We start from the raw sequence: 23337 nt of genomic DNA on the forward strand, positions 1-23337 counted from the left end.
CGAATTCAAATATCTTTTTTTCAGTATCGAGAACGTGGAATGAAGCCAAAATGGAGGATTGGAGCTTAGGGAAGCTCTATAATGGCTTGCCTACTTCATCTATTCATGGAAGATACTCATGTTTGGGACGGAATGCCCATATGTTAGTCTCAGGCATATCATGCGAAGTACCGTGAGGGCTTTACATATGAAGTGAAAGCATGAAGTACATGCAGAACGAATGACGCGCCATATTACAGTCAAGGTGAGGTGAACGATTCATGGAAAAACCTGCGCCATTACCAGGTGAAGACTCCGAAGTCAGCCTGAATAAGGCCAGTACAACACAGTCCCCGGTCCGATATGTTCTCTTCCCCCGCAAAGGGGGCTGGTCATCCTTTCCCTATCCCGATATTGCTGCACTGCTGTCGATCGAGGGAGAGGTCTACTACGTCAGCAGCCTGACGCAAACAGAAGATGTACCTCCAGCCATTACCGTCATCTCCCTCCCTGAAGCCGAGCAGCTATTGCTGAAACCTCGCACCGTAGCCGTAGTCGCCCATCCCTACTGGCTAATAGCTACGGCTTCGCTGGAGCCTGAGCTATGTATTGCCCTGCTCCCTGAGCCTGCTGGAAACGAAGCAGAATCTCCGCTATGGGAGAGCAGTATTTCCAAACTGGTCGGCATCGCCGATCTGGTCGGCACATCCTCCGAAACACGTTATATGAAGCTGCTTTTCCAAGGCGTACGTGCCATCTGGCTGGGCGGTGAAGACCCTGCACCTGCAGGTACGATGCAAAAAGATGATCTCGAAGTCCCTCTCCGGGACTACGAACTGTTCTTCCTGCATGCGCTGCGGCAGATCCTGTCAGGCACTCCGGATAGCGTCACCCTGCTTCAATGCAGTGTACGTGCCGACTTCTACCGACAGCTCCGAGCCAAAGCAGGTGCACATGAGACGATATCCTTTTTGCTGGCAGCCTATGAGTACTTGCTTGAAGATCCGCGGTCTATCAATTCACTTCAAGAGGCATTCTCCCATGCGGTATTGAATGGTCGCGGTGACTGTGTAGTCTCCCACTATAGATTCCTGTCTGCCATTCATGCCCGGGCCGGACAGTTGGAGGACGCCCTGCGGGTGTATGGAATTAGTGCAGCCGATGAACAAGAACGGCATCATTATGAACAGTTATGTCGCTGGCTTGAGGCGGGAGAAGATCAACTTGTACGAGCGGAAGTACTGCGTATGAACGATGATTACGGAAATGCCCTGCGTATCCTTGACGAACTTGGCGGAGAAACCGCGAGACATTGGAAATTCCGCATCTACCAGGAGACTGGACGCGTGGAAGAGGCACTGGCGCTGGTGCATGCAGTCGATATTCAGGATGATGCCAGTCGCCGGGACTATCAGCAATTATCCGGCAGTGCGCTGGCACTGCGAGGGGAACGACACGGGGCAGTCCGACATTTCCTTGAGACAGCACTGGAGGATGAAGATGCGCTGGCCCGGATTGTCGAGCTGGAGCTGTTGGATCATGCCGTACAGCAATTGCTTGGGGAGGTGCCATGATGCTGGACCCGAAGAAGCGCAGGCAACAGTTGAATGGACCGATGGTGCACAGGAATATCCGAACCGAAACTACTTACACGCCAACCGAAATAGTCGATCGAACACATACAGACGCATTGGAAAGTGGAGATCATCCCCCGGATCATGTACAACCAACGCAGGACATCCGAAGCCAAGTGCATCACTGGAATGATTCACAAGGTCAGGCAGAACAGAATGCTGCTGTATCACAAGAGGAAACGAGTGTATTCAAAGAACCCTTCTCCATTCGTCGGGTTCGCAAAAGCAAAGGTAACAAGCTCACCGCCATGCTCCAGGTTCGCAATGAACGTGGCCGATACCTGGAAGAAGTATTGCATGATCTGAGTGAGTTCGTGGATGAGATCGTCATTGTGGACGATGCCAGCACAGACGGAACACCGGATATATGTAAATCCTACCCTAAGGTGGTCCGTCTGGAAGTACTGGAGAAACCGCTGTTCGCTGAGGAATGGCGTCTTCGCAACACTTTGTGGCAAGCGGCTGCGGGAACATGTCCCGACTGGTTGCTCTCAGTTGATGCGGATGAGCTGTACAGCTCAGAAGCCAAGAAAGCCATCCGCACGCTGATTAATCAGGAGTATGCGGACTGGTTTGCATTCCGTTTCTACGACATGTGGGGTGGCCGGACCCACTACCGGGAAGATGATCTCTGGTCTCTGCACAAACGGCATACCGCTTCACTTGTACGATATATGCCTGGATATCCTTATTTCTATCCACAACAGAATCATCATGTTCCCCGCCTTCCCTTGTCCTGCACGGTATTGCCTGGGGTCAGCACGGAATTGAAGGTTCAGCATCTCGGATGGGCAGGCAGTCTGGAGGACCGGGTTCGTAAATATTTGCGTTACAAGCGCATTGATCCCAGCGGTGAGTGGGGCAATCTTGCACATTACGAGTCTATTCTCGATCCGGAACCTCGGCTGATTCCCTGGAAGGAGGGACCGTGAGATGGGCGTGGTGAGTATTCTGACACATAGTTTCACCGACGGGTACAACCGGGAATTCGGTCGTGTATTTGGTGGTGGACTGGAACGCTATATTCTGGAACTGTGCAGTGTCATCCGTGGACTCGGGCATATTCCCGAAGTTCATCAACTGTCCTATTTTGAAGCATTCCAGACTCGGACGGAGCAGATTGACGTATTTGGTTATTCGTATGACATGGATAATGTACCGGAAGCCTTTGACCGGATGGCAGCCGCAGCGCGCGGCCCAGTGATCTATGCCAGCTGTCTGTGGCAACCCATCACCTACAAACCCGGCAGTCTTGGCATCTGTCACGGCATTAACTGGGATCGTCCCGGACTGTCACTGGAGACCAAACAACAAGTCGCGGAACATATTCAACTGGCTCTGGATGGACTCGTGCGCATTGTATCCGTGGATTCTCATTTTCAGACCTTTTGCCGGGCTGCGTGCACCTATACCGATCCAAGACAGGTTGTCCTGATTCCCAACGCAGTGGATACGTCCTATTTCACACCAGCCCCGCCAACACGGACCTTTGAGCAGAAACAGGAAGACGAATGGCTTGTCGCATGGAAGAATGATCTGGCGAGTCATGGAGAAAATGTTGGTGCAGTTATATCAGGGATGAAAGCTGAGGAAAGCCAGGCTGGACCAAGTGGTGATGGAGCGTACAGTGCGAAGGCTAACGGAGATGGAGGTGGGGATACAGACGATCAAGAACGAGAGGAGAAGGGAGCGGTAGATCCCGATTTGGAATTATCAAAACTGGAAACAGCCGAGGTAAATGGCGAAACGTATAGGGTTGCTCGTAACCTCCGAAATGCAACGGATTGGGCTACAGATGTTCTAGCAGAAGCAGATGCTGAATATCAGGTTAATGGTTTGACTCAGGAACAGGTTGAACAGAAAACTATGGATGTCCGCTTGACCTCTCCCCGCCCAATTCGCATTATATATCCGCGTCGAATCAGCATGGAACGGGGTATTATTCCAATGATGCTGGCAGCAGATAAGCTGCTGGGGGCTTTTCCGGATCTGGAGATTGAATTTGCCGGGGAACTGGTTGAAGGAAGTACGGTCGGGAGAGCCTTTCGTTATTGGCATCGTACTCATCCACATGCGGAGCGAATTAACCAGCGCACGTATGATTTCCGGGATATTCGGGAGGCCTACCATCAGGCAGATATCGCCGTAATTCCAACAATATTCTCGGAGGGTACCTCCTATGCCTGTCTGGAAGCGATGAGCTGTGGACTCCCGGTAATTGCCTCCAATGTTGGCGGATTGAATGATCTCATTCAGGATGGTTTTAACGGGCTTTTGGTACCTCCCGGCGAGCAGGAACTAACCGCTGCTCTGGTTCGTCTCGTACAGAATCGGGCCGAGCGAGAACGACTGGGAATCTATGCGCGCGAGACTGCACTGTCCTATGATCTTGCCAGGTGGCGGAGCCGGTGGAGCACGGTGTTGGAATCATTTTTGGCAGAGACAGGATTAAAGGAGGGAATTCGGGGATGATGGATACGCCCAAGGCACCGGAATTCATGGAATCAAGATACATTAGGCAAAGTGACCCTAAAACGGACACATTGGTCTTCCCCCTGCATCCGGCATGGTGGAGCCGTCCCTACGAATATGAATGGGCCCGGCGGTTTGCACGTCCCGACGATGTGGTCCTTGATGCAGCCTGCGGCATCTCCCATCCGTTCAAATTCTGGCTTGCCGAACACTGCCGTGAGGTTCACGCCTGCGATTGGGATGAACGTATTTTGTCTGAAGAGGCGATAAGACTGGATATTGTTTCTGATTTTGGCGAGCAGGCCGCCCATGATCTGCCGGAATCAACTCTCGTCCGATTGCAGCGCGCAAAGGCTAATCTGGCCCAGCTTCCGTATGAGTCGGGTAAGTTTGATCGGGTGTTCTGTATCTCTGTACTGGAGCATCTGGATACAGGCACGATGCTGCGGGCGTTTCGTGAATTCGCTCGGGTGCTGAAACCAAACGGACAGTTAATCGCTACTTTCGATGTACCCGAGATGCGGCCTGATCTGCTGGAGACAATCATGGCTGTCACCGGATTAACCATTGAAGATAAGCTGAATGTGGTAGAGCCGGACGATGCCATCTGGTCTGACATGTACGGCACGCCTATCCGCTGTTTTCGAGCGGTGATATGCAAAGGTTGAAACGAATTGGGTTACGCTGATTTAAGTGCAAAGTGGAAAATTGAGGGCTTGAGGGCTTCACCCATTAGCAACGGAACCATGCACGGTTCGGGCAATGCTCCGATTACCGGTAGCTCCGTTGCTTTTGCAATTTCAATCGGATGGGCTATTGCGGGAATATGTGGGGATGTACAGGGGGGTTGGAGGTTGGGGACTAGAAATCAGAGATTAGTGATTAAAGATTAAAGATTAAAGATTAAAGATTAAAGGAAATTATAGGTGTACCAGTAACATGTTGCACTGGTTAGTGTATTCATCAGCAGAGGCTGCGCCGGGTGCTGTCAGGCGCAGCAGGGTTTGCAGGCCCGGCGGGATTGTCGTCGCCGGGCGACCTGTGGCGGCAGGTTGCCGTGCAGTGATTTGGGCAGATTCGGCCCATTCACGCGCCAGGTTCTGCCGCCCGGCGAGCAGCGCGAGCGTGCCCGCAAGGAGTGCGTGAGCGACGCGCTCCGGGGTGGGCACCACGTCCGCGTGGGGCTGCTGCGCGCCGTCAGGCGTGCCGCATAGCGCAAGCAGCCCTTCGCGGACGCTCGCGGGTGCGCGCAGCAGCCCGCAGCGTGCCGCAGGCGGAAGCGCTGCGAGCAACGCCAGCGCGCCGCGAGGCGCCAGGGCTTGCAGCAGGCGCAGCCATGCGGCCCAGGCGCCTACGCCGGCGAGCGCTTGCGCAGCGGCGAGCACGCCTATCGGCGCAGGCGCGGCCGAGCCGCCGGGCGTTGCATCGCCGGGCGGGCTAGACGCCATGCTGCTGCGAGCCCTGGCCCCGCGCTGCTGCAGCGCCTCGGCGGCGTGGGCCGCGGCGGGCAGCGCTGCCTGCTGGCGAGCCGCCGCTCGGGCGCTGCGCCTGCCGGGCTGCTTGTGGCCCAGCGCCCACAGCGCCAGGGCCGCCTCTGGCCCGTGCTGCGCATGCGCCGCCCAGAGCTGTAAAGCCGCCCGAGCCGCGGCGTCCTCGCCCAGCTGGGCCAGCGTAAGCCCGGCGGCAAGCGGCTGTGCACGCAACGGGGCAGCAAGCGCCGCCGCGTGGCGCAGCAGCCACTCCGGCCGATGCGCTGCAAGCGCGGCCGGGATCAGCGCTTGCCATGCCGCAGGCGGCAAGCTTACCCGAGCGGCAACGCTGGCGATGGAATGCGGCCGCCCTGTGGCTGCGGCCAGCAACAACAACCGCTGCCATGCAGGCAAGCTGCCGGGTTGTATACCCAGCGCCGCTATGTACGCGGCTTCTGCCTCTGCCCAGCGGCCAGCCCGCTCATATGCCATGCCTTCCAGCGTCAGGCTGCGATAGGTCCCGGCACCAGAGACTGATGTATACCTGCTGGCTGTGGAGGCAGCTGATTTAGCCTGATTTAACCAGTCTAAGGCCACATCCTCTCTCCCTTGATCCAGTTCGAGTACAGCACCAAGCTCCAACAAATCCGGAAAATCCTCATACACGGGCGCCCATGCTTCCACTACAGCAAGTGCCCGTTCCGTACTACCAATCTCTCGCCAGGCGTAAGCCGTTTTCAGCACCAAATCCGAGTGATATCCACACTCCGGCATAAGTTGTGCCAATAATGGCTGCAACAACCTGATTGCTTCATCATACTTCGCTTGCTGAAACCATTCGGCGGCCAGAGCATACAACAACTCCGGTTGATCTACCTCCTGATTCAACGAGGAACGTATCAACTGCATGTTGCGTGCACCTTTATTTTTGGCGGTAATCGCCTGCTCCAGATATCCGTAATGAATGACCTCAAGTCCAGAATGAAGCACACCTTGCGGAGCCAGTGCCATGATGGAAGAAGCAATCTCTTCATGAATTCTGCCCTGAAAGGCAATTCGGGGATCATTTCGGAACAATCGACATACCGCATCCGTCACACGTTCTTCACCGGACACACCCAGCAGACTCGTGACTTGTAGCCAATATCCCCATACATCGTCTCTGCTTGCCGCTAACAACTGCACGAGTTCTTCCTTCATCTGCGGAGTCTGTACCCATACTTCATCCGCATCAAGCACCAGAATCCACGGTTTCGTAGCAGCAGCCAGCGACAGATTACGGGCTTCACTGAAATCTCCGTTCCATTCCGTACGAATTACAACGGCACCATGAAGGCGGGCAATTTCGATTGTATTATCTACCGATCCGGTATCCACGATGATGATCTCATCCACAACATTCCTGACTGCATTCAAGCACCGCTGAAGTGATCCGGCTTCATCCTTCACGATCATACACAAGCTAATCCCTATGCCCATATTCATCACCACCCCTCACCAACGGAGTTCAGCCCCACCCATTAGCCCGCTGAATTAAGTTGAACTCCCGGACATGCCTGATCCCCTCTCAGATCTCAAACCCGTCCGCTCCCGGCAACTCCAGCCGAATATGCTGAACGACAGGCCAACAACGGTGCCGCTGTCCAGCTGCATGCTGAGCGAACACCTCCAGATGATGATCCGCAGCACTAACCAATCCTTTCACCAACCAACTGGTTCCCACCAGCGTATCCAAAGATCCAGGGAATGCTCCCATATCTTCTCCTTTTTCCCTATCCATATCCTTATCCTTCTCGCTCCTCTTCCCTTCCTCTTTCTCCTTCTCTCCCACTCGAACGCTCTCTCCCGCCGATAATCCTGCTCCCACCAATTGCTGTCGACACATCTGAATCAGGCCATGCAGCTCTTTCCATCTCCCTGACTGTACACATCCCTCCATCATCAGTCCAAGGGCCTGCCAGCCATCATACTCTGTTCCTGCAACCGTTCCGTCTATGCTGGAGCCCCTGTCCTTCTTCGTTGTTACTCTCAGACCCACCGTTCGCCCTGTCTGCACAGTAGATTCCTCATCATCAGTTACTGCTGCACCTCCCTCAGAACTACGCTTCAACCACAACGTCAATGGATCATCTCCGTTGACTTCCTTCCCCTCGATCCACTCCAAACGTTCGAGCCACCGGGCAGATGAAGTTGCGAGCAACCCTTTTTTGCGCTGCACAGGTTCCAGTTTCAGACGAGCCTTGTTCCATCTTCCCTGTTGGATTTGGAGCATCGCCTCCGCCACAGATAAACGCTCCCTCATCTCTGCGGAGGGTTGTGAGGATACACTCGGTAACAATTGCAGAGCCGCTTCATAACAACGACTTTGCTCCAAAATGCCCAATACTTTGTGTGTAGCCTCTTCCGAACCGATTGCAAAGCGCTCCCTCACCAGCTCAGGAATCTGATGTTCCTGCCCGGAGACTCGCATAATTCGGAATATCCGATAGAGCGGCGGTAACAGACTCGATTTGGCACGTACCGCTTCCACGTAAGCATCCACCGCACCCTCCAGATCTGCCCTTCCTTCCAGTAATCGTCCTAACATATACCACGTCTGATAGGTGCCGATGCCTTCTTCCGTATGATATATGGGTGGAGGTGGTCCCATACGGACAGCTTCACGCAGCGAATATTCTGCCCGATCTGCATCACCCAATGCGTCTGCACATACCCCGCGATGGTGCATCAGATCCGTGTACTCTGGAAAGAGTTCAAGCGCAGCATCAATGCGATCCAATGCCTCCTGCCAGCGATTCAGATGCTGGAGACAACGAACTTCATATTTGAACAGCAAATGCGCGTAACTGGTCACCGCAGGATCAATCCCCATCCGAGCCACACCAAACGTCTCCAAAGCCCGCTCCGCTTCCCCCACACGCAGATACTCGACACCCAGATTATAGTGATGGAACGGCTGATCCGGTTCTTCCTGCACTGCCTGTTGCAGCAGGCGAACATTACGGCTCACCTTATCTTTGCGCTCCACAATCGCGGTCTGATACCCATAATGATGGATAATCATGTCCGTCACATGAAAAGCAGCCTCTGGGTTCCTACGGCAAATCGCCGCCGCAATCTGCTCATGAATCCGACCTTCGAACCGATGCTCCGGGGCATTACGGAAGAGACGCAAAACCGGATTCACGGTAACCCCCTGCTGACCCGTACCTGTATAGTTATGAATGTTTAAAAACAATCCGTCACATCCGCTGACCGACGTCCAGCTCCTGATCTGCTCCCGCGCAGCCCTATCGAGTGCCTCGTCCGCATCAAGAAAAAGAATCCAGTCGCCGGAAGCGCGCTCCAGGCCAGCATTCCGTGCTGCGGCAAAATCTTCGCACCACTCAAATCGCACAACCACCGCTCCATATTGCTGCGCAATCTCCGCGCTGCGATCCGACGAACCGGTGTCCACTACAATCATTTCGTCCACCGCTCCCTGGACACTGGCAAGACAATGAGGCAGCAACTCTTCCTCATCCTTCACGATCATGCATAGGGAAATTCGTTCCGCTCGCAAGCTGATTCCTCCTTTCCTTTGCATGGAAAAGCGTACGCCATGGGATGCCTTCCGTCGTTCGCAGCCTTTGTTCCAATGCGGTATATTGTGCAGCGAGTACCCCTGAAGACGGAGATCGTACCAATTCCTGCTGAATCGCCTCCATTGCCAATCGCATGTAACATACAGCTACTCCAGCTCGGGCCTGCCACATATCAGGCTCCCGCTCCAGAGCCTGCTCGAACAGAGAGAGCGCTTGATCATTGTGACCTTTGGCATACAGCGTTTCACCCAGCCAGAATAAACCTTCGGCATCCAGTTCACTCTCGGTCATGCACTGAATCAGGATGTTCGCGGCTACCATGGTATACCCCTGACGATACAGCAGACTTGCAAACTCCCGTCGTAAAGTTATAGCCGTTCCCCAATGGTCACACATCATCATGGCCCGCAACTCATGCAGTTGCTCAGCAAGTGTAAGCTGTCCTGTCTTTATGGCTTGCCGCACAACCTTTTCTGCTACCATCTCTGAATGCGGACCCCATTGCATAAGCTTTTGTTCATGTGAAGCAAGTTTCATGCTTCGCGGCTCCTTGGTTAACTGATTCAGCAGTCGATCCATGACCTTCCAAACGTTCTTTTCTTGTGGAAGCGTAGTTGCGAGGAACGCCTCGGATAATGGTAATCCGTTGGTCCAACAAGCCAGTGCCCAATCCATTCTGTGCTCAGCCAGCAGATTGACTTCATTTACACACCCCACGCTCCAGTGTTCTTCTGCCAGTTGCAGTGCTTCGGAAACCCTATTCGCACATAACATCCAATGTATTCGATCCACAACATGGATACGAGCAGTACGCGCATCTGTATCCAGCATTTTCAATGCCTGCTCATATGCTCCACAGCCTGTTAGAACATAAATCACTTGCAACAGATGATCCTCATTTGTCATTGCATATGAATGGGGCATTTTACCACGAATCAAATCACCTTGATCTAACTCTCCGATTCCGCTACTTCTGGAAAGTAATGTTTCTGCTATGTTCTCATCGGTTTCACCGGATTGTTGCAGCACGTCTGCCAACCCGGCCCACGCCGGAGCATATGTGAACATACTGTCCAGAGCCAGCCCGTACAGATGTGCAGACTCATTCAGGAATCCCCGTTTCTGTGCAAGTCTTGCCATGGCAGTATAGGCTCTGTAACTGTTAGAACCCGCTTCCGTTACATATGACGCGTCTAACATGCTACCGCCATCACTCTGTCCAACACGGTTCGTTCTCTCCCAGCAGTCCGTTGCTCGGGCATACGATTGATATGCACGCTCCTCCAAACCTTGCTGCTCCAACGTCTCCCCATACAGCAGGTGCAGATCAGCATAGGATGGATAACGCTGTCTTTCCACAGCCAGAATTGCATGCGCCTCGTCGTAATGTTCCGATCCCACAAGGGTCTTTGCATAATCTCTAACCAGTGTTGGTCGATATGGCGCGAGTAACTCTGTCAGGTGTAATGATTCACGGAACGCTTCAATTGCCTGTTCGATCTGACCAAGCTGGCAATACGTTACTCCCAGATTGTACAGGTGAAAAGGCTGTGCAGGCTCATCTGCGAGTTCCCGCTCAATCAGCTTTAAATTACGTCTTGGTTTATGTTCCTTCGAAATCGTTGAGGCCAGATATCCATCATGAACCAGACATAGTGGAGCAAGCGGTTCTGTTTCGATCAACATATGTTCCTCACCTGTAAAGGTCTCGCTCTTATCCATATCACCAGCCTCTTCCTGGACAAGCTCGCTTGGGCCACTACGAACCAATTGCTCATGAATACGCCCCTTGTATCGATATCCCTGATGAGCACGGAACAGTCTCACTGGCTGAGAGATAACACTCTCTTCTACCCCTTCGCCGTATCGATTCTCTATGGTAATACGTAATCTCGAAATGCTTTTATGGACTTTAGGTAAAAAATTCAGCAGTTCTTCCAATCCCTGCGAAACGTATTCATCCGCATCCAAACACAGGACCCATTCCGTGCTCGCCAGAGGCAGACTGATATTTCGTGCATGGGCAAAGTCATCTTGCCAACAGGCGTGCAACACCGTTGCTCCGTACGTTCTGGCGATCTCGGGTGTACGGTCAGATGAGCCGGTATCGATAATAAAACATTCCGTGCTGATATGCTTCAAGCTGTCGAGACAGCGGGGCAGGTGATGTTCTTCATTTTGCACAATCATATGGATCCCAAGTAAACGGTTCTTCAATGCAAACACCTCCAATACAAAAAAAATACATGAAGTCCATCAAAGGAACTCCATGTACCTATATGACAAATAAATGGGTTATGTGCCTTGTCCATTGAAGAACACATCAATCGTGCTTGGTGCACCGATTAGGCTGGAGCGGTAGGAAAGACGCGTGTATTTGAGAAAACGCTGCGGAACCAATACATCGACTGACCCGGACAAAATGCCTGTTACCGTCGTTACATCCGTGTACCAGTTCGTTCCGTTGGCGCTGATCTCAACAAGAGCATCTACCCGGTTTACACCCGGCCCCCGGTTATATACAAAGAAAGAATACGTGCCAAATACACTGGTCGTAACCGCTGGGAGCGCTGTGAAGGTGTTTGCGGTCGGGGTGCTTATGAGTTGGGACTCCTGAAAACTCTTCTGTGAAATGGACGTCACACTGCTAAGTGTTCCCGCGGTAATTGTAGCACCTAGCACGCTGGTGATTGTACCATTCAGCAGGTTTGTCAACGTCCCTGCAGTCACGGTTGCGCCAAGTACGCTTGTGATGGTTCCGTTCAATAAGTTTGTCAGTGTTCCTGCGGTAATCGTTGCTCCCAATACACTCGTGATCGTACCATTCAGCAGGTTCGTCAGTGTTCCGGCGGTAATCGTCGCTCCCAATACACTTGTGATTGTACCATTCAGCAAGTTGGTCAGTGTTCCTGCGGTCACCGTGGCTCCCAATACACTTGTGATTGTACCATTCAGCAAGTTGGTCAGCGTTCCTGCGGTCACCGTGGCTCCAAGCACACTCGTGATCGTTCCTGCGGTAATCGTCGCTCCCAATACACTTGTGATTGTACCATTCAGCAAGTTGGTCAGCGTTCCTGCGGTCACCGTGGCTCCGAGCACACTCGTGATCGTTCCTGCGGTAATCGTTGCTCCCAATACACTCGTAATCGTACCATTCAGCAAGTTCGTTAGTGTTCCGGCTGTTACGGTTGCGCCGAGCACACTAGTGATCGTTCCCGCCGTGATCGTCGCTCCCAATACACTTGTGATTGTACCATTTAGCAAATTCGTTAATGTACCTGCGGTTACGGTGGCTCCCAGCACACTATTAATCGTACCTGCCGTGATGGTCGCTCCAAGTACACTCGTAATCGTTCCGTTCAGAATGTTGGTAATGGTTCCTGCGTTAATTGTAACGGTAGTCAGACCTGAGATATTACTAATGGTCCCGTCCAAAATAATGCCAACCACATTCCCGCTCGTATCCGTTCTGACAGGCTGGGCTGTCCCTGTACTATCCTGGCCGAAAATCAACGTTCTTAGATTATCCGGATTCGTATTAAACGTCGTAAAGTTAGGCATGTGCCTCGTCCTCCTCCCTGGTCAAATCTGTGAGATCATACTCCCCTACGGCATACGTTGTGCCTGAAAGTAAACATCAAGCCGGGTCGGTTGATCCGGTTCAACGGATCGAATGGCAAGCCGGGTATAGTGTAAAAATCGCAATGGTACCAGCGCTTTGGTCTGGCCTCCCGCGACCACCTCCTGGCTGTCCACAGCATAATCCACGGCATTTGGGCTGATCTGGATCTGTACAAGAGCCGGATGTTTTCCCCGATTCACAACGCCATAGGTATACATGCTGAGTGATGAGGTGTCTTGTGCCGGGAGTGAATCCATACTGCTACTGGTTTCGGCTCCGACATACGTATGCTCTGTAAAACAATGAATAGCACCAGGGAGTTTCGTACGTGAGGAAGCACCCTGCTTGAACCGGGGACGAGTAATCCGGGAACAAGGGGGTTTCAGCAATTTAGCGCGGCAGGAATGACGGGAACGGCGGCGACTGACATATTTAGTTGGTTGCTTCGTTCTCTTCTTGCTTTGCTTTGCTGTTCGACTCATCTCGATTTCCCCTTAAAAAATGTGCTTACGCATCGTATGCCCGGATCGGATTTACGGGCACGGCATCTGCCGTTATTTTGGAATTTGCAGTCCGTTCCCAAACGCTTTCTCTTGTTCTTACATACAATGCAAGTAATGAGGACATGCGAAACAAATAGTATCGCCAGACCATTTCCATCTATTCAGAGGGGGGGACAAGATGACAAACTCTAATGTATTCAACCAGTCTAATGGGCCCCTGTTCACTCAAATGACCAACACTTATGCAGCCCCGGGTATTGAAGCTTCAGTAGATACCGGTGCGGCTGCGGCAGGCAGTTTTTTTGCCCTGACGACCAATAATATAGCGATTCCTGCCAGTCAAAATCTTCTTCTTCAGATCCTGAATGCAACTGGAAGTGGCAGAACAGTACGTATTGCCAGCCTTTCGGGAGGTACAACTGCTGCAGCTACTCTGGTCGTTTATTCCGGCGGCACTGTAACCGTAGGAACTACACCTGTACCCGTTAATACGTTGCTTGGTAACGCCAACACCAGCATCGTTACCACCCGGCAAAATACCGGAACGCTTGGGGGGACTTTCACAAGCTTGCTCAGCATACCTCTCACTGCTGGAATGTACTCTTTGAATTTAAACGGTTCCATTCTTGTTCCACCGGGACAATCACTATCCATCAGTTTAGGAACTGGCAGTCAGACGGCAGCCATTAATCTCTTCTGGTGGGAATTCTGAACATGATTCTGATAAAAGGAGGTGCACACTGTGCCGAACAACAATGTATTTAATCCATTAAATCTGCCCGTCTATACGTCCAACACGAACACATATATTTCTCCCGGCATTGTTGCTCCTCCGGAGAATAATGCTGGCAGTACAGGCAATCTGTACAATGCAGGTTCCACCAACTCTACAACACTGGGGTTGCTGGGAGGAACGGTTATCGCCACCGTACAATTGGCCAATCCTGTAGGGAGCGGGAAAACCCTATACGTATCGCGGCTCTCTGGTGGAATTACGGTCTCACTTAATCTGTTATCTTCCTTCAGCGGTTCCATGAGTCTGAGCGCTAATGGAACACTGTCATCGCCCAACACACTAACATCGGTAAACAGCAATCTTTCCAGCAGCAATACCAGTGCAGCCATCGTACGATTCTCTTCTGCTGCACCTTCAGGAGCAACCCCATTGATGGCTATGCCCCTTCAAGCGGGACCGTTTCTATCCAATGAATTTGGCCGTTATGTGGTTCCTCCAGGTCAAGCTATTAACCTCTCTGTCAGTGGATCACTTTCGGTTGGTGGACTGCTGGCCTCTACTGCTTATTTCGCTTGGTGGGAAGTGTGATTCGCTTAATCGTGCTTAACTATGCAATGTGCAAACAGCCGCCTTCTGATGAGTACCGAAAGCGGCTGTTCGTTATATTGTAGATATAATGATGATTAAAATGTCCGGGCAAAGGCTGTCAGACCGATTCCTGCGGAATGATCTCTTTTGCTCCAGACACGAGAGGCTGCTTTCCCTCCCACAAGATTCGTTGCAGCAGTATGCCAGCAAGACCAATCGCCAGCGTAGCGAGACCGATATATTGAAAGGTGGGGCTCGGACCCGCAACTCGAATGAGCGCTCCACCTGCAAGTGGAGCTACGACCAGTACAACACTGGATAGTGAATTTTGAATGCCAAAGACGCGCCCTACATAGGCAGGAGGGGTTTCCTTTTGCAGCAAATAATTCAGTGTTACCATAAAGAGCCCATTGCCTACCCCAATGCATAACCCCCAGATTAAGACCCAATTTTCAGGTGTTTGTGGGCTAATCCACCCTAATGCAGCAATTCCGGCCCCGATGAACAGATATCCTCCACCTAGCCCCCACCCATACCCAATTCTCGGCAAGCGATTTAACAATAAAATGATGACGACTGCCCCGGCTCCTGCCGACGACCCCAACCAGCCGAGCAGTGATTCATTACCTGGCTTGATCTCCCGAAACAGGGTCGTAAACTGATAATCAATCATGAGAATGGCCATGAGTCCAAAACAGCCGAACAGAATCGTACTCAGCACGGTGCGACTGCTCTGTATAAAACGCCAGCCTTGCTGCCACTGGGTAAACAACGATTCCGAGATAACCTTTGCATCAGCAGTACTTCCGTCTGGTTCCACAGGCTCCGGCTTCTCCATCAATCGTCGCAAGGGCCATAACACTGCGCCCGACAACAGGCGGGTACAAGCATTGATTAATATACAGATCTGTGGTGAAAAAAAGGCTAGTATGACGGCTCCCAGAAGTGGCCCTGCGACCTTCGAACATTGGCTCACAAAACCATTTAGGGACGATGCCTGAAACAGATGCTCCTCTGCCACCACCTGGCGGGTTAGCGCCTGTTGGGCGGGAACGTGGAACACTCCCATCATGGCACGCAGAGCGAGCAGTGGAAGCAACCATGCCGGGCTTGGTGCGAATAAAATAGCAACGGTTAATCCCACGGTGATTACATCACACAAAATCATGATTTTCACTTTGTGCAGTCTATCAGCCAGAGCACCTGCAAAGGAGCCAAGCAGTATACCCGGGACAGCCATACATACAGGAATAAGTGCAATAATCAGCGGATCAGCACCCCAGCGGTAGGCCACCATCACCTGTATGGCAAGTGCATCGAACCAATCTCCAAACGTAGCTAGCGAGTATGCAATAAACATGCGGACAAACCGGAGGTTAGTCCATAAGCTTTTGGAAGATTGTGCAGATGAGGCGGGCGATTCGGTGGATTCATTGGATGTGGATTCAGTTGAAATGACAGTCATACATGTACTTCCTCCCTTGATTACAGCCGTTAGCGGTCTGTATGTTCCTTGGCTGTAATCATAAAGAAGTTATATCAGAGGAAGATCAGAGGATGGGGGGATAGGGGATAAAAAGTTACGTATTTCATCTACAATTTGCTGTCCATATGCGGGAACACCGTAACTTTTGCCGATCTCAGCATACACTTGTCGATACTTACTCCGAAGTCTGCCTTCAATTCGATGATGACCCAGGAATAGGAGAATCTGATATGCAGCATTCAGATATAGCGGTGCGTTCAGCGACATTTTCAATACATCCAGACCGTCATCCATTCTTAACTCTGCCTCACGAATCCGTCCCTGCCGAAGTAACCATAATCCTTCCATCACCTGAAAACGTCCGGTCTCTCGCAGATAGGGTTCATCCTTTAATCCTGACCGCAGAACTGCCATCTGGGCCTCAACAGCTTCACCGCTACCACCCCACAGTTCCACATACAACGCTGCAAGTGCCACAGGCAGTCTGAAATTCTTGAGCTCGTCAGTCTCTATTACACGATACGTTTCCTCCAGTTGTGCTTTGGCCCGTTGATATTGGCCCACCTCTACATAGACTTCAATGATGTTCAGAATGCGGAGTTCGCGAAGCTGATCGGCAGACAATGCCGATGAATTCAGCGCCTGTTCATACAACTGAATACTATCCGCCGGCTCGATCAGGGGGTGCACGAAAATTAGTAGCCAGTATAGTCGCTCCTCAAAGGGAATTTCCTTTGTTGTAATCAGCCATTCCAGATCTCCCTGTATAAAACGGATATACAACTGATAATAAGGGGCGATCTGAATGCCGAGTGCTTCCTGCTGTTGAACCAGGGTCTGTATGGCATTTCCCTGCCCAAACAAGTGATATTTACGAAGTAATCCGTGAATGACTTCCTGCATTTCTGGGTCCTGAGCAGAAGGGCTAGCGGGTAGAGCGGACTTTTTCTCATGCACAGCAAGCCGATATCCGTAGCCCCGTACTGTATCCAGACGGATCTCATCCCAGCGTTTCAGCTTCTTGCGCAGGCGATAGATATGATCGTCCACGGTGCGTTCAACCGGATATTCCAGTGGCCATACCCGATCCAGCAGTTGGCTGCGGGTGAAGGCTTTTTCCTTGTTTTCATACAGAAAATGCAGCAGTGCAAATTCCTTGGCGAGTAGACGAATGGATTCCGTTCGCCGTGTTACCGTATATGTCCCTTCATCCAATTGCAAAGACATGCCTGGTTCCCCCTACTATGTATAATTCGCTAATCCGAAATCGTATAGATTCATTCCATTTTTTCAACGTGTTCAACATACCATAAAAACCCTTTGCGAGAACGCAAAAGGTTTTTATCGTCTATCTTATAGATAGCTAGATTGTAGACGCTACGTATATGGTATTACCTTGCCTTAACCCAGCACGACACGATCATCCGCCATTTTTTTGCCGCTAATCCGTTCGAATTCACCAAGCAACTCAGGGACAGTCAACGTACGCTTGCGCTCTTCGCTGACATCCAGAATAATTCGGCCTTTGTCCATCATAATCAGACGGTTACCCAGACGAATGGCCTGCTCCATATTGTGCGTCACCATCAATGTAGTCAGTCTCATCTCACGCACAAGTGTCTCCGTTAGTTCCGTGATCAGTTCAGCACGTGAAGGGTCAAGTGCGGCCGTATGCTCATCCAGCAGTAGAATCTGCGGTTGGGTAAAGGTCGCCATCAATAGACTAAGTGCCTGCCGCTCCCCACCTGACAAGAGACCGACTTTCGCGTTAGGCCGCTTTTCCAGTCCGATTCCCAGCTTCTCCAATTGCGTGTTAAAAATCTCACGTCTGGCACGGGTAACTCCGAAGCCCAGTCCGCGTCCTTTGCCACGTTTGTATGCCATTGCCATATTTTCTTCAATGGACATATGTGGTGCTGTTCCTGCCATTGGGTCCTGAAACACCCGGCCAATCCAGCTGCTACGCTTATGCTCCGGCAGGTTTTTAATGGAGCGGTCATTGATCAGTACATCGCCCATATCCGGCTTCATCACACCCGAAATGATGTTCATCAGCGTGGATTTCCCGGCCCCGTTACTGCCAATCACCGTCACAAAATCTCCCGGATTCATCGTCAGATTCACGCCAACCAGCGCGGTCTTCTCGTCCGTTGTGCCTGGGTTGAACAGCTTGGTTACTTGCGTAATCTCCAGCATGCTCACATACCTCCCTTCGCCTGATGACCCCCGGATCGCATCAACTCTTCCGTTCGTTTGCGAGCCAGACTACGCTGCTTCATGGAGCGCTGCATCGTTGGGAATACAAGAGCAATAATGACAATCACCGCGGTGATCAACTTCAGATCAGATGTATCAAACCATTCGACCTGTAGGGCAAGGGCGACCACAATTCGATAAATGATTGAACCAACGATCGCTGCAAGTGTAGCCCAGAATACCGTTCTTGCTCCAAGAATGGCCTCACCGATAATCACTGAAGCCAGTCCGATGACGATCATACCAATACCCATCGTGATGTCTGCAAAGCCTGATTGCTGTGCAATGAATGCACCAGACAGGGCAACCAATCCATTGGATAAGCTGACCCCTACAATCGTAGTCACATCCGTATTTGCACCAAAGCTGCGAATCATGCGTTTGTTATCACCTGTCGCGCGGAGTGCCAGTCCAACATCTGTTTTCATGAACAGATCGAGCATGATTTTAAACACCAGCACCACGATGATAATTAGTACCATGACATGCTCACCTGAGAATGGATTATCCATACCCATAATGGATTTATTCGGTGCACCAAGAATACGCATATTAATGGAGTAGAGCGCGATCATCATCAAGATCCCGGATAACAATCCATTAATCTTGCCTTTGGTATGAAGCAGGCCCGTACAAGCTCCGGCTACCATACCGCCAGCCATTGCCGCCAGACAGGCGAGCCAAGGAGAAAAGTCATTGGAGATCATCACCGCCGCGATTGCGCCCCCTGTTGTAAAACTTCCGTCTACGGTAAGGTCAGGAAAATCGAGTATGCGAAACGTAATATATACACCAAGTGCCATCAGTGCATATAAAAGCCCCAGCTCGATCGCCCCTTCAATTGAATTCCAGCTTATACTCACACTACTTCCTCCCTGTCTATCGAAAAGAATGAGGCGAACCCGTTGCATGTTCGCCTCGCATCCATACTGCCGGATTTACACGCCGGTCAGATTATTGAATAATGTTGTTTTCCTGGTCTTTTACTTCCGCTTTCATCTCATCCGTAACCGTGATACCTTGGGCTTCAGCCGCTTTCAGATTCAGGATCAGATCCAGTTTGTCCGGAACGGTGACTTTCATATCACCAGGTTTTGTACCATTTTTCAGAATGTCCGCGGCCATCTCACCAACCTGATATCCATGGTCATAATATTTGAAGCCAACCGTTGCGAAAGCTCCTTTTTCAACGGTATCCCGATCACTGGAGAAGAACGGAATTTTATTACTGTTCGCCGTTTGGATGATCGTATCAACCGCACTCACGACAGAGTTATCAAGCGTGATGTAGAAAGCGTCTACTTTGCCAACAAGAGAATCCGTTGCCTGTTTTACTTCAGATGTATTTGTAACCGGTGCTTTCACCAGCTTGATATTATGTGTTGCGAGCGCTTTTTCTGCATTATCTGCCATAACCACCGCATTTGGTTCACCTTCGTTAATGACCAAGCCCACCGTTTTCACATCCGGCAGATTTTTAGCGATAAAGTCAGCCAATTGTACAATAGCTTCCGGATTCGTATCGGATGCACCTGTAACATTGCCACCCGGCTTGTCCATATCGGTCACCAGTTTGGCACCCAACGGGTCCGTTACCGCTGCGAACAGCAATGGCTTGTCCTTCACTTGTTGAGCCAGCGCCAGCGCAGATGGTGTTGCGATGCCGAGTACAAGATCATTTTTGGAATCACCCGAGATTTTCTGTGCAATGGACAGGTTGTTCGTCGAATCACCTTGCGCGTTATTGTAATCGATTTTGAGGTTCTTGTTCTCTTCAATGCCCGCTTCCTTCAGGGCTGCAATGAATCCTTCACGTGTAGCATCCAGAGATGGATGTTCAACAATCTGCGAGATGGCAATCTGGTATGATTTTTCCTCGCTTCCTCCACCTGTTGTGGTCCCTGATCCTTCGGATTCCGAGCCTGTACCGCTGTTATTTCCGCAACCTGCTGCAACGATCATTGAAGCAACCATCATCAGTGACATCCAAAATTTCTTTTTCATGTGTGAGAACCCCTCTCCATCTTATAAAATGTAGTTACCCTTATCGAGATTCCATTGACACGATAGGGCGGGACAAAACAAACGCTTCAACGCATTGTTGCTTTGATCGACAAAAGCAGACAAATATAGACTTTCCTCATGCGACTGAAGTCCATGACCCGTGTTGGTGTTTTATTGTTCCCCTAATATTAAGGGGCGTCCCGGTATCCGTCAATGGTTGAACCGCTTCCAATTTACTCTCATCGTATGATTGTGATAGAAAACATTACATAAGATCAAAAAAGGCAACCCACATGTTATGCGAGTAGCCTCATATAGATAGCTTATTTTTCTTCTTGAATTGCTTTTAGCTCAGCAGAGGTTAGTCCCGTCGCTTTGACAATGGTCTCATGATCAAGACCCAAGGTGAGCATATTCAATGCAATTTTCCGCTTGCTCTCAGCTTCACCTTCTTTAATTCCTTCTTTAATCCCTTCTTCGATTCCTTTTTGAATTCCTTCCTCCATGCCTTTCTTGAGACCCTCTTCTCGTGCGCCCTCAATCATGGAAGCTTCGTCCCATAGAAATTTCTGACGGTCAATATATCGTTGACGTGCTTGCTCATCCTGGCTCAGAAACTCCAATACACTCATGGCTTTTTTCAAAGCCGGTTCCGGTTCGTGCATCATTAACGCCTCCCAGCTTGATTTAGTCATTCCTTTCAGAAATAACAGCCAACGCACCAATCCATCCTTCATTTGAATATTTGCATCATTCAGCTTTGGTATTTCCATAAAATGAATCTCTATAACATCCGTCAACGGAATATTGGTATGGTCTTCTCTTAAATGAAATACGTTGTGGTACTGGTCATTAGCGAGCATTTTGAAATTAACAATGTTGATCGCGACACATTTTTTGAGCTGACTATATCTCTGTCCTTCAAGTAATTGTCCGGAATATTGTTTACCCCAATAGAACAAAGTCCTCTTCTCTAAATCATACTGATTAAACAACTGCATTTCAACATTAATTAGCTCACCTTGATCTGTTTTAGCCCGTATGTCCAGAATGGACTGTTTATCCCTCGGGGTATCCTTGTCCAGATAAGGATTGATTAATACAATCTCAGTCAGTAAAGATTCACCTGCATTTTTGAAGGTATGATTCAGAAAAGCCAGAAGAACATCCTTATTCTCTTCACTTCCAAAGATTCGTTTGAACACATAATCGTTCTTGGGATCAAGCAACTCTGTCATTATTATCCACTCCTAAGCGCAAAATGAACAGGATATATCTGCCGAAATATCAGCACATATAAGGATGCGAACATGCACTGGATGTTAGCTCCATTATAACACGCATCCCCATACCAGAATAGCGTATATACGTAATTTATTATCAAAAAGAGAGACTATCTCGACGAATCGTCGAAACAATCTCTCTTGTTTTTCTACTAGTTCCCCGATGCTTCGCGAATCTCATACTTGCACCTTTTGCCGCCATCGGCGTAACATTCGGTACGCTCCACCTCAGCTTGAAGTAGCGAGCGAAACAGTTCCAGTTCACAGCGGCAAGCCTGCTTGTATACACTCGCGACTTGTACAATCGGGCAGTTCATTTCCGTAATGACGTAGGTTCCATCTTCTTCTCTGGACGCATCCGCCATATATCCGTTGGCATTCTGAATTCGCGCGAGTTCCTCCACTCGTCCGGCCAGATCTTGGCCCTCCATCTGGGGCAATCCGCTGCGAAGCAGCTTGTCCCGGCGACTCTCGAACAATGCGTCCACCACACCGTTCCCGGCTGAGTCAGACAATTCTTCAAGCAGTTCCAGCGTAAGGGACGAATATGATTTTGGAAAAAAGCTGTCCCCGCGTACCGTCAGTTGGTACACCGAGGACGGACGTCCGGCCGTAGCCCGGGCCTCCCGAACCTCGATCCAGCCGTCCTGCTCCAGTGCCGTCAGATGACGGCGAATGGCCATGCCGGTCAGACCCAGATCAGCTGTCATTTCCCTCGCGGTCAATGTACCTTGCTGCTTCAGCATGAACAAAATCCGTTCACGCGTCGTTCGTTCCTCTTCGCGCTTCACGATCAGCACCTGCTCTCCTGCTTATGCGTGTACCGGTGCTGCCTCCCGGCAGGCATCCGAGCAAAAGCGGTTATGCGTCTCTTCGCAATCCTCACAGCTTACGTGCTGCAGGTTGCAGGTTGGACAATTAATATATCGGTCATGTGTCGTTCCACAGTGATAACAGCTGGCAATGACAATATCCTCGTCTGTCCGGTTAATCGGTACAGAGATCCGCTCGTCAAACACGTAACACTTGCCATCAAACAGATGTCCTTGTACTTCCGGATCTTTACCGTACGTGACAATACCGCCGTCTAATTGAGCTACGTCCTGGAATCCTTCATTAATCATGAACCCGGTCAGCTTCTCGCAGCGAATACCACCCGTGCAATAAGTAATGATCGTTTTGTCCTTCATGTCACCGAGGTTCTCGCGAATCCACTCCGGGAACTCGCGGAACGACTCAACATCTGGACGGATGGCGCCGCGGAAGTGACCAATTTCGTATTCGTAATCATTGCGGCCATCGATAACGATGACATCATCCCGTTGCAAATGCTCATGGAACTCTTTCGGAGAAAGGCGTTTGCCGCTGATCACATTCGGATCAAGATCTTCGTCTACGCGGAACGTAACCAGCTCTGCTTTATGACGAACAAAGATTTTTTTGAACGCATGCTCTTCCACATCATCAATCTTGAACACCATATCGCTGAACAGCGGATTAGCCAGCATGTCTTTCATATACTGTTCCGTCTGTTCAGGCGTTCCGGATACCGTACCGTTAATGCCTTCGGATGCGATCAGAATACGGCCTTTCACACCGAGGTCCTTGCAGTATTGCAGATGCTCTTGTGTAAACGTCTCGGGGTCTTCAATCTTCACGAACTTATAATATAAAAGCACGCGGTACGCGCTGTTACACATGTATATCACCTGTTCCTATTC

19 protein-coding genes are annotated in these 23337 nt (G+C 50.7%); 6 read left to right on the plus strand and 13 right to left on the minus strand.

Annotated features, from left to right (window positions below):
- Positions 1–260 precede the first annotated feature (260 nt).
- Genes MHB85_RS29365 through MHB85_RS29380 form a run of 4 tightly spaced genes read left to right on the plus strand, consistent with a single transcriptional unit; the run spans position 261 to position 4753 of the window.
- Positions 261–1553, plus strand: a complete 1293-nt coding sequence (locus MHB85_RS29365; protein WP_091012626.1) for a tetratricopeptide repeat protein — start codon at positions 261–263, stop codon at positions 1551–1553.
- The gene (locus MHB85_RS29370; RefSeq protein WP_091012624.1) at positions 1553–2545 is read left to right on the plus strand and encodes a glycosyltransferase; all 993 of its coding nucleotides are present in this window, start codon (positions 1553–1555) and stop codon (positions 2543–2545) included. The genes MHB85_RS29365 and MHB85_RS29370 overlap by 1 nt, the downstream gene beginning before the upstream one ends.
- A gap of 1 nt (position 2546) precedes the next feature.
- Positions 2547–4085, plus strand: a complete 1539-nt coding sequence (locus MHB85_RS29375; RefSeq protein ID WP_244661070.1) for a glycosyltransferase family 4 protein — start codon at positions 2547–2549, stop codon at positions 4083–4085.
- A complete protein-coding gene (locus tag MHB85_RS29380; protein WP_091012623.1) occupies positions 4082–4753 on the plus strand; it encodes a class I SAM-dependent methyltransferase in 672 nt (223 codons plus the stop codon). Before MHB85_RS29375 ends, MHB85_RS29380 begins: the two co-directional genes overlap by 4 nt.
- Positions 4754–5005: 252 nt before the next feature.
- Here the strand turns inward: MHB85_RS29380 and MHB85_RS29385 are convergent, their stop codons facing one another.
- From MHB85_RS29385 to MHB85_RS29405, 5 genes are all read right to left on the minus strand, one after another.
- A complete protein-coding gene (locus MHB85_RS29385) occupies positions 5006–7009 on the minus strand; it encodes a glycosyltransferase family 2 protein (protein ID WP_341074097.1) in 2004 nt (667 codons plus the stop codon).
- 112 nt (positions 7010–7121) lie between these two features.
- Complete coding sequence (locus MHB85_RS29390; RefSeq protein WP_341074098.1) at positions 7122–9116, minus strand: tetratricopeptide repeat-containing glycosyltransferase family 2 protein; 1995 nt, start codon at positions 9114–9116, stop codon at positions 7122–7124.
- The gene (locus MHB85_RS29395) at positions 9073–11355 is read right to left on the minus strand and encodes a glycosyltransferase (RefSeq protein ID WP_341074099.1); all 2283 of its coding nucleotides are present in this window, start codon (positions 11353–11355) and stop codon (positions 9073–9075) included. Before MHB85_RS29395 ends, MHB85_RS29390 begins: the two co-directional genes overlap by 44 nt.
- Before the next feature lie 78 nt (positions 11356–11433).
- Positions 11434–12699 (minus strand): DUF6385 domain-containing protein, encoded by a 1266-nt coding sequence (locus tag MHB85_RS29400; RefSeq protein WP_341074100.1) that lies wholly within the window; start codon positions 12697–12699, stop codon positions 11434–11436.
- Between the two features lie 45 nt (positions 12700–12744).
- Positions 12745–13242, minus strand: coding sequence for a DUF6385 domain-containing protein (locus MHB85_RS29405; RefSeq protein ID WP_091012617.1), 498 nt, complete (start codon positions 13240–13242; stop codon positions 12745–12747).
- Positions 13243–13441: 199 nt separating this feature from the next.
- Between MHB85_RS29405 and MHB85_RS29410 the strand changes: the two genes are divergently transcribed.
- Both MHB85_RS29410 and MHB85_RS29415 read left to right on the plus strand, forming a co-directional pair.
- Positions 13442–13975 carry a hypothetical protein gene (locus MHB85_RS29410; protein ID WP_091012615.1) on the plus strand — a complete coding sequence of 178 codons (534 nt, stop codon included), beginning with the start codon at positions 13442–13444 and terminating at the stop codon, positions 13973–13975.
- A gap of 30 nt (positions 13976–14005) precedes the next feature.
- A complete protein-coding gene (locus tag MHB85_RS29415; RefSeq protein ID WP_091012614.1) occupies positions 14006–14587 on the plus strand; it encodes a hypothetical protein in 582 nt (193 codons plus the stop codon).
- 118 nt (positions 14588–14705) lie between these two features.
- Here MHB85_RS29415 and MHB85_RS29420 read toward each other — a convergent pair whose 3' ends face one another.
- The 8 genes from MHB85_RS29420 to trhO form a co-directional block, all read right to left on the minus strand.
- On the minus strand, positions 14706–16052 hold the full coding sequence (locus tag MHB85_RS29420) for an MFS transporter (protein ID WP_341074101.1): 1347 nt from the start codon (positions 16050–16052) through the stop codon (positions 14706–14708).
- A gap of 69 nt (positions 16053–16121) precedes the next feature.
- Positions 16122–17300: a winged helix-turn-helix domain-containing protein gene (locus MHB85_RS29425; RefSeq protein ID WP_341074102.1), complete on the minus strand. Its 1179-nt coding sequence runs from the start codon at positions 17298–17300 to the stop codon at positions 16122–16124.
- 174 nt (positions 17301–17474) lie between these two features.
- On the minus strand, positions 17475–18269 hold the full coding sequence (locus MHB85_RS29430; RefSeq protein WP_036606660.1) for an ABC transporter ATP-binding protein: 795 nt from the start codon (positions 18267–18269) through the stop codon (positions 17475–17477).
- 2 nt (positions 18270–18271) lie between these two features.
- Positions 18272–19132 carry an ABC transporter permease gene (locus MHB85_RS29435; protein WP_051154091.1) on the minus strand — a complete coding sequence of 287 codons (861 nt, stop codon included), beginning with the start codon at positions 19130–19132 and terminating at the stop codon, positions 18272–18274.
- A 151-nt stretch (positions 19133–19283) separates the two neighbouring features.
- Positions 19284–20333 (minus strand): ABC transporter substrate-binding protein, encoded by a 1050-nt coding sequence (locus MHB85_RS29440; RefSeq protein ID WP_047840843.1) that lies wholly within the window; start codon positions 20331–20333, stop codon positions 19284–19286.
- Positions 20334–20656: 323 nt separating this feature from the next.
- Positions 20657–21571 (minus strand): Rpn family recombination-promoting nuclease/putative transposase, encoded by a 915-nt coding sequence (locus MHB85_RS29445; RefSeq protein WP_341074103.1) that lies wholly within the window; start codon positions 21569–21571, stop codon positions 20657–20659.
- Positions 21572–21768: 197 nt separating this feature from the next.
- Positions 21769–22416 carry a helix-turn-helix transcriptional regulator gene (locus tag MHB85_RS29450; RefSeq protein WP_124116690.1) on the minus strand — a complete coding sequence of 216 codons (648 nt, stop codon included), beginning with the start codon at positions 22414–22416 and terminating at the stop codon, positions 21769–21771.
- 12 nt (positions 22417–22428) lie between these two features.
- A complete protein-coding gene (gene trhO / locus MHB85_RS29455; protein ID WP_076216798.1) occupies positions 22429–23316 on the minus strand; it encodes an oxygen-dependent tRNA uridine(34) hydroxylase TrhO in 888 nt (295 codons plus the stop codon).
- Positions 23317–23337: the final 21 nt, after the last annotated feature.

Source organism: Paenibacillus sp. FSL K6-4396 (assembly GCF_038002525.1).
GTDB lineage: Bacteria > Bacillota > Bacilli > Paenibacillales > Paenibacillaceae > Paenibacillus > Paenibacillus amylolyticus_B.

Bases quoted from the DNA above. Each gene is read 5' to 3' on its own strand.
- MHB85_RS29365 (WP_091012626.1), top strand. From the start codon at position 261: ATGGAAAAACCTGCGCCATTACCAGGTGAAGACTCCGAAGTCAGCCTG.
- MHB85_RS29370 (WP_091012624.1), top strand. From the start codon at position 1,553: ATGCTGGACCCGAAGAAGCGCAGGCAACAGTTGAATGGACCGATGGTG.
- MHB85_RS29375 (WP_244661070.1), top strand. From the start codon at position 2,547: ATGGGCGTGGTGAGTATTCTGACACATAGTTTCACCGACGGGTACAAC.
- MHB85_RS29380 (WP_091012623.1), top strand. From the start codon at position 4,082: ATGATGGATACGCCCAAGGCACCGGAATTCATGGAATCAAGATACATT.
- MHB85_RS29385 (WP_341074097.1), bottom strand. From the start codon at position 7,009: ATGATCGTGAAGGATGAAGCCGGATCACTTCAGCGGTGCTTGAATGCA.
- MHB85_RS29400 (WP_341074100.1), bottom strand. From the start codon at position 12,699: ATGCCTAACTTTACGACGTTTAATACGAATCCGGATAATCTAAGAACG.
- MHB85_RS29405 (WP_091012617.1), bottom strand. From the start codon at position 13,242: ATGAGTCGAACAGCAAAGCAAAGCAAGAAGAGAACGAAGCAACCAACT.
- MHB85_RS29410 (WP_091012615.1), top strand. From the start codon at position 13,442: ATGACAAACTCTAATGTATTCAACCAGTCTAATGGGCCCCTGTTCACT.
- MHB85_RS29420 (WP_341074101.1), bottom strand. From the start codon at position 16,052: ATGACTGTCATTTCAACTGAATCCACATCCAATGAATCCACCGAATCG.
- MHB85_RS29425 (WP_341074102.1), bottom strand. From the start codon at position 17,300: ATGTCTTTGCAATTGGATGAAGGGACATATACGGTAACACGGCGAACG.
- MHB85_RS29430 (WP_036606660.1), bottom strand. From the start codon at position 18,269: ATGCTGGAGATTACGCAAGTAACCAAGCTGTTCAACCCAGGCACAACG.
- MHB85_RS29435 (WP_051154091.1), bottom strand. From the start codon at position 19,132: ATGGCACTTGGTGTATATATTACGTTTCGCATACTCGATTTTCCTGAC.
- MHB85_RS29440 (WP_047840843.1), bottom strand. From the start codon at position 20,333: ATGAAAAAGAAATTTTGGATGTCACTGATGATGGTTGCTTCAATGATC.
- MHB85_RS29445 (WP_341074103.1), bottom strand. From the start codon at position 21,571: ATGACAGAGTTGCTTGATCCCAAGAACGATTATGTGTTCAAACGAATC.
- trhO (WP_076216798.1), bottom strand. From the start codon at position 23,316: ATGTGTAACAGCGCGTACCGCGTGCTTTTATATTATAAGTTCGTGAAG.